The sequence below is a fragment of the Brevibacillus sp. HB1.1 genome, from assembly GCF_013332445.1.
Taxonomy (GTDB): Bacteria; Bacillota; Bacilli; order Brevibacillales; family Brevibacillaceae; genus Brevibacillus; species Brevibacillus porteri.
The window spans coordinates 226,808-239,477 of the sequence record NZ_JABMIV010000004.1; the positions used below are offsets into that span (position 1 = coordinate 226,808).

A 12,670-nucleotide genomic window follows, 5' to 3' on the forward strand; every position below is an offset into this window, starting at 1 on the left:
CCTATTAACCTTGCGTGCTCTGATTGTCCCCGCCGCCCACGACTCCATCTCCATCTGCAAAAACATGGTCGTTGACGATTGTAATCAGACCGGCATTATCAAGCTGTTCCAATACTTCAAACAAGCTTTCCCTTTTTCCAGCAGGGAGCTTACTCACAAAGTTGTTTATCTCGGTCGGAGTCACGTGTGTGTGGAAATGGACGCCACCGTGCTTCACAAAATGATCATGCGATTGTTCATTACCACGGAGATCTTCTCCCAATGGGTACCGCCCCTTCCGTCAAACAGTTTGGTTCAATCCCCATTAGTGTTCCGCGATATCCCAAAAACTATGATCAATAAAAGAAATTATATACACAAACAGGGAAAGAGTGACGGCTCTCTCCCTGTTTGTTGACCTAGTGTACATGTTACACAGATATGGAAATAAGTTTACCTGACTTCAATTGTGTGAACAATTGATTTCACGATTTGTTCACAGACCGTTCACGATTTCCAACTTTAGGACAAACTTTGCTTTAATTCCTCGGTGGAGTTCTCAAACATGTCCGCGTTATTATCAATCAAAAGCTTTTTCAGAGCGGCTTTTTCCTTCTCGGATAGATCGGACAGCATAATACGTCTCTTCATGGAGTAATCCATGCGATTCACGTGATCTGCCAAAATTTTGTAGCCCCGACGCGCTTCCCTATCGATTTCCATATAGCACGCGGTTGCCCCTGCATAATAAGGACCAGCTTCATTGCGATCGACGGTTACCCAAACGAGCCAATAAGGCTTTCCATTTGGTACTTCTTCTTTATTCATCGTCCATTTGATGCCCTTTTCTACAGAACTTTTGGCATGCAAGGCACCCATGTCAATGTACGCTTCGTCCCCATCGATAATGACCGAAGACACAGCATTCAGGTCAAGTACACCTTGACCAAAACCTCCGTGTACATCGGTTTTTCCACTCATGATGGTAAAACCACCTTTTTTATTATCAAAAATATCCATTTGAACAACCTCCAGACAATCATTCTCCTTCCTTTTATTCTACTCGAAAAACGTGCGATGACGCAATTTGCCTATGTGCCCAGTTATTTATCCATGGGATTTTGGGTGTTTCGTTTTTTGTTTACGAGCTGGATGATTTTTTCGATGCCCGACATGATCAGGATCGTAACGACTGCTGTATGGACAGCCATAGCTACCTTCATGACTAACAGTTCACCTAGCATCGTGTCAGAGGGAAAAATAAACAGGTAGTACACAAAGCTGATAAAAAGAACACTTAGAAAGATCAGCCAGCCTCGAAAGCCTAACGTGAAGCGAATGAATGCGGCGATGAGCAAACCGATCAAAGGCCCCGCAAACATCAATGAGAATACGAAAGGACCGAGTACGAACCAGACAATCCAATTATCATCCATTGTCTTACTCCCCTTGCTTTAGGTGACTACTCAATCATTGAAAGCCATTGATTCTTCTACCTCTGCCAGTCCACGCTCATCGAGCACGTAATGTCTACCTGTTTCTTTGTAACGCTCCGAATCATCTGACGAGAAACGTTTGATCAGAAAGCGCGCTGGCTCCTCTCCCTCTACAGCTACAGGCGGCTGGAATTCCAGGTCTTCACCATCTCGAACATGGATGACAACGATGCGATCGTGATATTCAATAGACAGATCTTCCCGTACTTCTTTTTTATTGGCGTCGAGCGTAAAGGTCTGGCCGGATTTTTGTATCGTCACTTCAGGAAAGCTTTTGTCAGCTTGTGCAATGATGTAATACAGATAGTCAGCATTTTGATCCGGAGCATTGCGCAATCCTGGTTGTAATTCCTCATCTCCCTGTAGCAATCGCGTTACTTGGTCGATGACTTCTGGTATGGTCGGAAGCTTGGCGTGTTCGCCTTTCACGTAGTAACGTTTTTTCATATCCTTCTGGGCGTAATTGGCACTCATATACGGAACGGTACCGTCTCCAACGCCAGGATCGAGAATCGGGGACCATTCGTTATAAAAAGAATCATAAAAGTAACCGAGCAGTGTTACTTGACCTGTACCGACAATGGAATACTGTGGAACATTGATCGTTTTGTTATCCCACTTTTCATGCATCTTGCCGCCATGTCTGACAAGCGGCGCATAGTCGAGGCGAATATTTTTGTCCTTTAAAAACTCGTCGTAGGTGTAGTACTGAATGTTACTCTTTTTCAGGAAGCCAACCGTTTCAAAGTATTTTTTGGAGGGTAACAGCTCGTAAACGGCAGGCGCATAAGAGGAAATCACTTTCCCTGTCTCCTCATCCAGCCAAGGGATCGAAAAATTGTATCCGTGCTTAAGAGCCTGATATGCCCGTGGAGAGCCAAGGAAAGGTGTACCCATATACACGACACGATTCACTTTGCGCTGGTAGGACACGTTGGATAGAAGTGTTTCTTTTACCAAGAGCCCACCCATGCTATGTGCCACCAAATGCACCTGATTTGCCCCACTAGCCTTCAGTGCAGCATCGATTTCTTCTTTTAGAAGGTTGGCATTTTTGGTGCTGCTGTATCGCCAGTCGTACGGCAGTGCAAATAAGGTGCGATGCTTTTTGTATCCCGCTTTCTCCAGTTCCTTTACCATGCTGTAATACTGTTCGGTAAGTTCTTTTAAAAACGGCGCATAGGAAAGATATTCGATGGCGTAAAAATCATCTTTTTCCGGGTGGATCGTCGCATCACGGACGACTGGCTGTACATCTACACTGTTTGGCTTGATCGGCTCCAATGAAAGCAGCCTGCGGTGTTTGGGATCATTAATACCAATGAGACTATCGCCAAGTGCCAACCATATTTCCGATCTCTTTCCATTCTGCTCCACTTCGAGTCGCGATCCACCTACTCCCGGGATTAAGATAACTGGGATCGTTCTGTCTCCTATATAAAGACTGTACGAGTTAGCGGTAAATCCCGAGCGTTTGCTGGCCATGACCTTGACTTTATAAGTTCCAGGATAGGCATTGAAGATCATATGTTCATCCGAATTCTTCGCTTTCTCGGATCTAGCGACAACTTTTCCAGCCTCGTCGAGCAGAAATACGTCCATATCCATTCCAGTAGGGATATCCTTGAGGGAGACCTCTACAGTAGAGGAGAGCTTAACGGATAAGCTGTAAAAATCCACATCTGTCTGTGAATGAAGATTCCCTACGATATTTCGGTTATACGCATCCAGCTCGTAGGCCTCTTCCATTGTGTCATTCGGCTCGTACCCATCCGCCTTGCCCCCTCCTTGATCCGCGAAAAAATCAGCTCGTAAGCGGTAATAGTCATCTTTCGAAAAGGAGCCCTGCTTTCCAACGACCTTGATGTAGTACCATTTGTCTTTTTCCAGTGCCAGTTCCTTGATAAGCTCAGGCTCATTTCCATGTTGCTCTGAACGGGCAAGCTCCCGCTCCTCCTCATCATACACATACAAATCGTAGTCTTCGTTTGCCCGAATATCTGTGAGGGATATTTTCATCTGTCCATTTGTTGTTCCTCTGATTTTCCAAAAATCCACATCATTTTTGCTGCTAATCTTTCCATGGCTGTCCTTTCCATCAAAGAGCCAGTCCGATCTGCTGCCCAAGGTGTCATTCGGTTCTACCTCAAAGCGAGCTTCTCTACTGCGCAGTTCCACTTCTCCAGGCTTCTTCTCGCCTGAAAAATGCGCATAAAATTCCTCTGCCAGCCGCGAAAGCTCTTCATCGGTGGCATCCTGCTCTGGCGGAGCTTCGTTTGGGTCTTCGATCTCTAGTTCAACCAACTCTAACGGTTCTCCCTGATCGGCAGCCATTTCATTCCAAGGTGCCTTTTTGATTTTTATTTTATCTACGGTCGGCTCTATGTGTTCAGGCAACGACAGCTCCCAGCTACGTAACGGCTCTTCTGAATCATCTATGAACATCGTTATCTGGAGAGGGCTATCATCCAAAGGCATTACAGCGAGGGAAATCTGAGACTCCTCGTGAAAAGAACGGGTTTTGCTGTCGATGTCCTGATTGACAGACAGCTCGATTTTATCCGGAGTACCCGATAATTGTGCCTGAAAACGCACCTCTCCCTCGTCGATCCATGCCCACGCCTCCTCTACGAATATCTCCCGTTCATTTGCCCAGCCCTGTTCCACTGTATTTCCCAAGCATAAAGCGAATAGGAGAAGTGCACATAGCAAGCGCCGCGTGATTAATCCCACAAAAATCCCCCTCATCCTTTTTCTAGCTTTACAGTAGAAAAAGACAGAGAGGGGGTGCAAATATTTTTACTGTGTCGTATGGTTGCGGATTCCTTGTCGTTCCCATGCATTTGCAATGATACGGAAAGGTAGTTGATAATCTTTTAGCTCATGCCCTTGCCCAGAAGCTTTATTTTGATAGGAGAAGCCCTTGTTCACGTCAAAACGAAAGGAAACAGAGTAATAGACAGCGTAGCTCGCATCCTTTTGGAAGCCATACTGTTTATCCCCCATCAAAGGCGCATCTACTCCCACTTCACGAGTTCCTAGCTTGGAAGCGGAATAAGAAGGTCCTCTCCAGAGCTGGGGAGTCGCTTGTTGCAAGGCTAACAACGACTGTAACGACGTTTGGCGTAAGCCAGTTTCTGAAATCCACGCCCGAGCAGATGTCACGACAGGAAACTGGTTGCTCACGGGATGGCGGTGTCGATCCTGCAGCTCCACTTGTGTCAAGATTCGCTCCCCCGCATAGTAATCGTTTGGCTGGCTGTTTGGATACCGGTCCCTGGCATGATACGCTGCCCATTCGGCTGTATGGCGAATCGAGCCTGTTGCATTCGGCTCAAATACTTCAAAGGAACGCTCTCCCCCTTTTACCGTTATGGTATAGCGTCCTGTCATTGTTTTGGATATGTTCTGTGGTTCACAAACCTCTTCATCTTCGTCGTTCATCGCGCAGCTCTCGTAGGACAATTCAAAATCGACCTGATAATCCATTACGATGACAAAGCCGTTGATTTCTGCTTTGTACTTTTGCGATTGGAGTACTTGGCGCCAAGTCGTCTGCGTGGGGACAGTGGTTCCTGTATACACGACCTCTGTACCTGTAGATGCACTGCTTACCTGCCATTGCATCGGCGCACCGGGGCCTGTCAGCTTCAGATCAAGCTGCGATGGTGTATACACCGCCATGCTCTTTGCATCTGAAATCCACCCGGGATTCGCAGTGACGGTTACGTTTTTGATATTGTCCCCGCTGACTGAACTCTCCAATTGTGCTTTAAATTGTGTAATTTTCTGATTGATCTCCTGCTCTGTTTTTTGGAAGCCTTCATTTATTTTCGTCTGATCAATGACCACGCGAATCGTAGCAGGCTCACGTTCCCACACGCCATCTGCATGTAGCGGCAGTTTTTGTAGCTGTCGACCATCACTGTCATAAATCTCTAATCCAATTTCACCGCCATCAAAATCGTCTCCACCACCAGGCGGCTCGAGAACTCCCCCACCAACTATCTTCACGGGCCAAACCGCACGATTGTCCGTCCAGATCGTCTCATTTTCCGGCATGGATTTCGCAGGGTTGATATGGGCGATGAAATCCTCCGATTTTTGCGGATACTTCGTCGGAACCGTGATCTTACGAACCTCACCCGGCTTGAATTCCTTCACATCCAAGCTGGTTTCCTTCTCTGAGCTAGCCCACCGAACAGCCAATTTCGTATCATGCGTTAATTTCCCGGCATTCTTCACGTTGAATGTAATTGTCGCATCGGTTCCTGCGGCTTGAGGGCTCTTCGGATCAATTTGAAAGCTCGATTTCACAATAAGCAAATTCTCTCCATCCGGCTTTGGAGTGCCTTTGCCAATTTGCACAAAAAAATGACCGTCGCAGCCATCACTCTGGGTTGAGTAAAATTGCACCTTGTACAGACCTTCTAGAAGAAGATCGTTCCCATCTTCCGGAAAATACACCCAATGTCCATTTGTGGAGGTGTTTGATCCATCCAGTTCTTTTCCATTCCGCTTTCTTTCCCAGTTTCCTGTGGCCGGATCGAACCACCTCATCGAAAAGTGACTATCCTCGGACAAAAACATGTGAAAACGATACCCGTCTGGAATTTCATCTGCTGCTAATTCAATTGTTTCTCCACGTTTAATTTCTTTGCTCCACTTTTGGTTTTTCAGATTAATTTCTACAGACACCAAAATATCCTGGCATTTTTGGTCAGATTCAATGGTGAATCGTACCTCACCCGTGCAGCCCGTCTCGGACTCGAACAGCAGTACAATTTCATCACCAACATCCACAGTGACTGGCAACATCAGCCTGAATTGATCTCCCGCTGCAAGCTTGTCGGTTAACGCTGTTTTTCCTTCGGGGGTCTTCAAATACCAGGTACCAGATACCTTCGAGGAAAACCATAGATTGGTATCGTAGTGGTTTCCGAGATCAGTAAAGTATTTGAAATATACCGGGTCTGTCAGTGTATATCCTGAACTGGGTGATCCATTCATCAGTTCGCCTTCTGGAGAAAATGGTAGCGGCGGCTCGCTATGTACCAGGAATTTAACCTTTTTTTGGTCCGCTATTGTACAAGAGGCATCTTTTACTACGATCGTGACTTCCCAATTGCAGTCAGGCCGATCCTTCCACTGTGTCCCATCGAAGTTAAGCTTAAGTTTGTACGTTTTTCCTCGCTCAAACTGAACATCATACGGGTCATGAATATTCCCGTACGGAAGTTTTAAGCTGGGGGAATGATAGGATCGCCATCTGCCATTGTCACTTTCCTCGACTGGTAAGGTATAGATTTTTCCGTTTGGAAGTGTTACATCCCACTTGAGCGATGCTTCCTCGCTATCTCCGTATTTGGTTGTGTATTTGGCTCGGAACGTTAGCGTGTCAAACGGCATAATCTCAATCGTTTCACCGTTTCTCACTGCTGATGCAGACAGTGTAACGATGGGGCATGAGCCTTCGCCGTCTGGCGACTTGACTCTCAAATATTTCTCCCAGCATTCGGTTCCATCATCACTGACGTAGATGACTTTTACCCGTCCAGAGCTACCGATGCTTCCTGTCCCGACTTTCCTGTTGCCATTCGCCCCAGGCTTCATATCATAACCATTCATGGTGAACTTCCCCGATTTATTGGCATAGAGAGTGATTTCGGCATTTTTTTCGACAGCAATATCTGAGCCGCCGCTTGCAACAGCATTGTGGTCTTTAATATCCTTATCGCCAACGACTTGAATGTTCAGTTTGGTTTTTGTTGATCCGATCGAACAGGCTGGACCTGGATCAGGCTTTTCAGGATCGGGTTTTTCCGGTAGGGTTACATCACCTACTGTGAATTGTGCTGTGTAAGGTGTCGAAACGCTTATGCTGCTTGATCCTTGGCGACTTCTTTGATGCAGGTCAGTGATTGTCAGCGACACCTCATACACGCCTGGCTCGGAAGGCTTATATTCGGTATTTTTATGGGTCCACTTGTAGCCTGGGGGACTGCTTGTCTCGTTTACCGTGGGAACGGCGGTACTGGGATCGTTGAATTGTCGATTAGACAAGAGGCTTTTGTATCCACGTCCCGTTGTCTTGTTGATCACGTTTAAAGACCATACAAAAATGCCGCGGTCATAGTAAGAAAAGTCCGTGGCATTTGCATGAATCTCAACTGTTTCGTTGAGGTTGTATTTGGTTTTGTCGGTGGTTATGTTGCCGCTGGGTTGTGGGGTTGTTCGGAAGTGGCCTACTGAGATGTATCCGCCTTTGCCGTCTGGGACGAGGTTGTCTCCTTTGGTGTAGCCTGCGCCGCCTGAGGCGGAGGCTAGTTCTGCGAGGTTGTAGGCTTGGTAGGGTACGAAATTTGGTACTGAGTCACTGGAGACTTCCTTACTATAAACGTTAGTCGTTCCCCCAAGAATGTAGTTTGGATTTCCTCCAAACCGTTTTATCCAGTATGACGCTTCGTTTTCGTCAACAAAGTACCACCCTCTATCCGCCTTTCGGTTTACATCAGCAAAGCCCAATACTCTATTATTATCAGAAACTCTGTCTACTTCAATTTGAGAAACTGTTGCTCCGAGTTGTCCATTTATTCCTTCGATTAAAAGAAGATAAAAACTCCCTTTGGGTGCAAGCTCTTTATTTGAATCAACAGTAGCAACTTTAATGTTGTGATAATTGGGAGAACCATAGGTCGAGTTTGGATTAACAATAAATAAACCACATAAAAGGAAAAGAGAAAGCACAGAAAAAAATATTCTATGCTTAAGTAAGTGGATATGCATTTACTTCGTACCCTTCGTTTTATAGAATTTTCGGGAGTTATTAGTTTGTTCTAAAGAAGGTAGTTTGGTATACAAGTAGATACCTGCATCAGTTGAGTCATTGTTATTTATAACATTAAAAGAAAAAGATCTTGTGTTGTTTAATGGAATGTTAAAAGATTGATTGTTTGTGAAACCTTCCAATCCATTTTGCTTTGTAAAAAATTGTACTACTATCATAAAATCACTATCACCCTTAGGTACCTTCCCACTAATCTTCCCATTCACAACCTTCAAGCTCTTATGAAACTCATCCGCATACTTCGCCCCTTGCTCAAGCTGCCACTTATCCTTCCACAAATAACGCAAAATCTCCGCAGCTTCCCCTCGCGTCACAGGCAAATCTTCACGAAATTTAGGCTGACCACTAGGTGCTGGCTTCATCCATCCCCACGTGATTAGCGCCCCGGTATTGGTTAAATTCGGATTCTTTTCACCCCGAATTGGCTTCCATGCAGCATACACCAGCGCTGCCGTTTCTTCCTTCGTCAACAATCTATTTGGCTCTACCTTCACCCCCGCCAAAATCCCCGCCTTCTGCGCCTTCTCATAGCTCATCTTCGCCCAGTGCCCTGCTGGGAGCTGCGGTACGGGTGCTCCCTCCTTCAATCCGCGGATGGCTACTAAACTCGCGATAAACTGCCCCTGCGTGATTTGACTATTCGGATAAAAGTTCCCCTTGCTATCCAGCCATAAGTATTTCTTCTGTACACCAAAATCAATGGCTGCCTTTGCTGTATGTGAAGCGTAGTCCTTCGCTTGCGCAGCAGCTTTTACCGTATGACTGTCAGCAACTCCAATAAACCCTGCCATTGCTAGTACAGATGCTAGTAGGTATGACATCATTGCACGTTTGTTCATGGAATGACCCCCTCTTTATCGGATATTTTACCTATATTATCCATTTTTAGAAAGAGTCTGATTTAGGCTCCTTTGCAAAAAGCTTCGCAACGTATTCTCGGGTACGGCTCCTTCCAGCTTTTCGACCACCTTCCCTTTTTCGACGACAAAAACAGTGGGGGTTGCCTCTGCACCGAGTCGCGACGCTTCATCTAGCTCTTTCTGCTTATGGATATCCAGTCGTTGAATCATTTCCGGTGGATACGCCTTCACAACTCTCTCGAATGTCGGGCCGAACTCCGTACAATATCCGCAGCTATCACTATAGACGTACACCACTCTTACTTCATGGGCACTGGCTGTACCCCACACACTGATCCCGACGGCAAGCATAACAACACCGAGCGCGATCCACAGCCACCATTGCTTGCTTCTACTCACGTCCATCTCCCTTTCGCTCATCAAAATGTTTCATCCCTATACACTTGTCAAAGAACGATGCCCGTATTATGCAGCTCCGACCTGAGACAAAAAAAGCCAGCCCCATTGGACTGGCTGACATGTATAAAAAAAAGACGTACCACAACTCTTGCAAGTTCGTACGCCGTGCTTGTCCTCGTATGATGTTCCCTATTGCATATGTGCAGTGCCGCCGTCTTCCTTCATCAGCACACGCAGTTCTTCAACAAACGCCTGCCCTTTTTGAATCTCTTCTTCGGTGTAGCGTTGCTTGCTCTTAAACGTAAAGATTTTGCCCTTCATTTCCTCATAAGGCAGGTGGTTGAAATACAGAATCGTAGAAACCAGCTCGAGAAAACGGGAATTCTCCTCGTTCATACGCAAAATCGCACGTTCTCCACTACCGAAATCAACCTCATGAAACTTGAGAAAATCACGACCGGTTTCGTTCAAAGAGTAACGATACATATGAATGGCACCTTTACTCTCCATTTGCTCATCCAGAAGCCCCATGTTGCACAGCTCATCTACTCTGAGCGTCAGTTCCTCCGAATATGGACCGTACATGTGAAACTCGTAGCGCTCATCGAAATCCATCTCCAGATGTTTTCCTATGTACACCATCTTTTGCAATTTTTTTCGCCCGCTCACTTCGCCGACTATCTCAATCAGGCGTATGATCTTGGCGTGACGATTAAGCATCCTCCATCACTCCCAGACGTTCTCGAATCTTACGGGAGAGATCCCCCGGCAAAGCCATGACTTTATCCAACGGAAAGTACAGCTTGTAATCAAAGCGCCGCTTTCCACTAATGGCCTGTACAATTTCTGACTTCTGTGACAGCTCGACCAGTTCGCCTGAAGGCATTTGGAGCATAATCGGAATGCGCTCCTCTTCTTCTCCGGCACGGTAAAAATCATACGGAAGATCGGAGGTCGTGTCTACCTCCAAATAATACATCGGGTCAATTCCGGCAGATTGAAATAGTTCTTTCAGCTCAGACAGCAAGCGGAAATCCCTCGGATTATATTCGACGTATTTAAAGAGATTCCTGTCCAAAAAACGGGCGCACAAATCTTTCAACACGGGGTCATGCTCTCTGCGCCAGAGCTGCATATAGAAAAGAATAATGGACTCATCAAGCGCCAAATAGTCAGCGAGCTCTACCTTTTCCTGCAAGAAAGGCAGCAGCATGACAGGCTCCTGCATGAACGGATAGCCTTGGGAGAACAAGAGCTTTGCCCGTTGAAAAATTTTGCACAAGATGACTTCGGCACTTCGTGTCACGGGATGGAAATAGACCTGCCAGTACATTTGATAGCGAGACATGATGTAGTCTTCGACAGCATGCATCCCACTGAATTTAAAGACAATGCCATCCTCCTGCGGCCGCATGACACGCAAGATTCGTTCAATCTCGAAATTGCCATAATTGACGCCCGTATAGTAGGCATCACGCAGCAAGTAATCCATCCGATCGGCATCGAGCTGGCTGGAAATAAGGCTTACGATCAGTTTATTGTCATATGTCTTATTAATCACTTCTGCCAATTTCTTCGGGAAGCTATCATCAAACCGACGAAGAATTCGGTTGATTTGCGTATCTCCAAGCAAAATGGCGCGCGTCCAATCCTCGTGGTGATACTTGAACACCTTTTCAAACGAATGAGAAAACGGACCGTGGCCCACATCGTGGAGCAAAGCCGCACATAGGCACAGCAGCTTTTCCTCATACGTCAACTGAATTCGGCCTTCGAACGTCTCCAAAATTCTGCGCATCAGTTCATATACACCAAGCGAGTGGTTAAAGCGGCTATGCTCTCCACCATGAAAGGTAAAAAAACTGGTGCCCAGTTGCCTGACTCGGCGCAAACGCTGGAATTCTGCCGAGTTGATCAAATCCCAGATGAATTTGTCACGCACGTGGACGTAGCGGTGGACAGGGTCTTTGAATACCTTTTCTTCATGAAGAAGCTGTGGCTGTTGCATCCTGGACACTCCCTTCCTGTACTGCGTTCTCTCTATTACTGACAGTGAATGATGATTCTATCATATCATACGTCTGCTACCGTTTCTTGCTCAATCAAACTCTTACAAAAATCTGAAGAATGCCATTTCCATCTAGACCGAGTAAAAGGCATGTAGGATCATATAGAAAAAAATGGTTTGGATGAGAGGTTTTCACAAATGTTGAACAATACATTTCGATACATAACGAAAAACCCACTTTTACTCCTTTTATTGATGATTATGCTCTTTCTGCCCTTACTCGCCTCCTGGGGGCAGTTTCTCTCCTCAGGTTTTTTGCGGGAAACGGTTTCCGTCTCTCTCCTATTCTGGCCGAAAACCGATTGGAAGGTCGCTATCCCGCTTCCTGGCTGGCTCATTTTTGGTGTTATCTCGCTGATTTACGCTTGCGGAATCTTATGGCTTGTACAAAAGAAAAAATTGGGCCAAGCATTTCTGTTCATCCTTGTCGGTCTCTTATTGGCAAAAGCGGCCGGAGCTGCCTTTCAGGTGATTAGCGGATGGTCTACCTCACAGCCAATCGGTACACAGTCACTTGCTGGCAAAGCAAATCTACTTGTGTTTGCCACCTGGCATAATCCTTTGTGGGAGGAGCTTGTCTTTCGTGGCATCCCGTTTCTCTTGCTAATACTCATTTATCGAAGGAACACAGACCTGCCCACTGGTGCGAGGTGGATCTATCTTCTCATTCCTTCGATGATTTTCGCTTACTATCACGTACCCGGGCATGGTCTAGGGACTCTTTTTGAATCGTTTCTCATTGGTGTTTTGTGGGCATGGGCAGCACTTCGCTGGGGACTGCTAGCTCCGATCATTCTGCACATTTATGCAGATGCGATGATCATCCCTTCTCTCCCCAAAATGAAAAACATGCCTCTAGAGGAGATTCCCTGGCTGGTCAACCACAGCATGCTGCTACAGTCGATCTGGGCTTTATGTGTACTCGTTTTTCTCATACTGGCTCTTGCTCTTTTGATAATCGGCTGGCGAAAAGCAAGAAAAGCTTATTAAAACAAACAGCGGCAAACTCCCGAACGAAATG

The 12,670-nt window shown here is 46.2% G+C and carries 10 protein-coding genes; 1 reads left to right on the plus strand and 9 read right to left on the minus strand.

Going from position 1 to position 12,670, the window contains the following annotated elements; all coding sequences use genetic code 11:
* Nucleotides 1-4 precede the first annotated feature (4 nt).
* The 9 genes from HPY27_RS13610 to HPY27_RS13650 form a co-directional block, all read right to left on the minus strand.
* Nucleotides 5-262, minus strand: coding sequence for a hypothetical protein (locus tag HPY27_RS13610; RefSeq protein ID WP_017252414.1), 258 nt, complete (start codon nucleotides 260-262; stop codon nucleotides 5-7).
* Nucleotides 263-501: 239 nt separating this feature from the next.
* Nucleotides 502-999 carry a YwhD family protein gene (locus tag HPY27_RS13615; protein ID WP_017252415.1) on the minus strand — a complete coding sequence of 166 codons (498 nt, stop codon included), beginning with the start codon at nucleotides 997-999 and terminating at the stop codon, nucleotides 502-504.
* 83 nt (nucleotides 1,000-1,082) lie between these two features.
* Nucleotides 1,083-1,415 carry a hypothetical protein gene (locus tag HPY27_RS13620; RefSeq protein ID WP_174225233.1) on the minus strand — a complete coding sequence of 111 codons (333 nt, stop codon included), beginning with the start codon at nucleotides 1,413-1,415 and terminating at the stop codon, nucleotides 1,083-1,085.
* A 30-nt stretch (nucleotides 1,416-1,445) separates the two neighbouring features.
* A complete protein-coding gene (locus HPY27_RS13625) occupies nucleotides 1,446-4,208 on the minus strand; it encodes a lipase/acyltransferase domain-containing protein (protein ID WP_174225234.1) in 2,763 nt (920 codons plus the stop codon).
* Between the two features lie 66 nt (nucleotides 4,209-4,274).
* Nucleotides 4,275-8,000, minus strand: coding sequence for an ABC transporter permease (locus tag HPY27_RS13630; protein ID WP_254612896.1), 3,726 nt, complete (start codon nucleotides 7,998-8,000; stop codon nucleotides 4,275-4,277).
* A gap of 261 nt (nucleotides 8,001-8,261) precedes the next feature.
* A complete protein-coding gene (locus tag HPY27_RS13635; RefSeq protein WP_174225236.1) occupies nucleotides 8,262-9,161 on the minus strand; it encodes an S-layer homology domain-containing protein in 900 nt (299 codons plus the stop codon).
* Nucleotides 9,162-9,197: 36 nt separating this feature from the next.
* Nucleotides 9,198-9,587 (minus strand): thioredoxin family protein, encoded by a 390-nt coding sequence (locus tag HPY27_RS13640; RefSeq protein WP_174225321.1) that lies wholly within the window; start codon nucleotides 9,585-9,587, stop codon nucleotides 9,198-9,200.
* 183 nt (nucleotides 9,588-9,770) lie between these two features.
* Nucleotides 9,771-10,301 (minus strand): YwgA family protein, encoded by a 531-nt coding sequence (locus HPY27_RS13645; RefSeq protein WP_173623306.1) that lies wholly within the window; start codon nucleotides 10,299-10,301, stop codon nucleotides 9,771-9,773.
* Nucleotides 10,294-11,589: an HD domain-containing protein gene (locus HPY27_RS13650; protein ID WP_173623305.1), complete on the minus strand. Its 1,296-nt coding sequence runs from the start codon at nucleotides 11,587-11,589 to the stop codon at nucleotides 10,294-10,296. The genes HPY27_RS13645 and HPY27_RS13650 overlap by 8 nt, the downstream gene beginning before the upstream one ends.
* Nucleotides 11,590-11,787: 198 nt before the next feature.
* Between HPY27_RS13650 and HPY27_RS13655 the strand changes: the two genes are divergently transcribed.
* On the plus strand, nucleotides 11,788-12,639 hold the full coding sequence (locus tag HPY27_RS13655) for a CPBP family intramembrane glutamic endopeptidase (RefSeq protein WP_174225237.1): 852 nt from the start codon (nucleotides 11,788-11,790) through the stop codon (nucleotides 12,637-12,639).
* The last annotated feature ends 31 nt before the right edge of the window (nucleotides 12,640-12,670 follow it).

What these genes read in the sequence shown, in the direction of transcription:
- HPY27_RS13645 (WP_173623306.1), bottom strand. Translation starts at nt 10,301, where the DNA reads ATGCTTAATCGTCACGCCAAGATCATACGCCTGATTGAGATAGTCGGC.
- HPY27_RS13650 (WP_173623305.1), bottom strand. Translation starts at nt 11,589, where the DNA reads ATGCAACAGCCACAGCTTCTTCATGAAGAAAAGGTATTCAAAGACCCT.
- HPY27_RS13640 (WP_174225321.1), bottom strand. Translation starts at nt 9,587, where the DNA reads ATGGACGTGAGTAGAAGCAAGCAATGGTGGCTGTGGATCGCGCTCGGT.
- HPY27_RS13655 (WP_174225237.1), top strand. Translation starts at nt 11,788, where the DNA reads ATGTTGAACAATACATTTCGATACATAACGAAAAACCCACTTTTACTC.
- HPY27_RS13620 (WP_174225233.1), bottom strand. Translation starts at nt 1,415, where the DNA reads ATGGATGATAATTGGATTGTCTGGTTCGTACTCGGTCCTTTCGTATTC.
- HPY27_RS13615 (WP_017252415.1), bottom strand. Translation starts at nt 999, where the DNA reads ATGGATATTTTTGATAATAAAAAAGGTGGTTTTACCATCATGAGTGGA.
- HPY27_RS13635 (WP_174225236.1), bottom strand. Translation starts at nt 9,161, where the DNA reads ATGAACAAACGTGCAATGATGTCATACCTACTAGCATCTGTACTAGCA.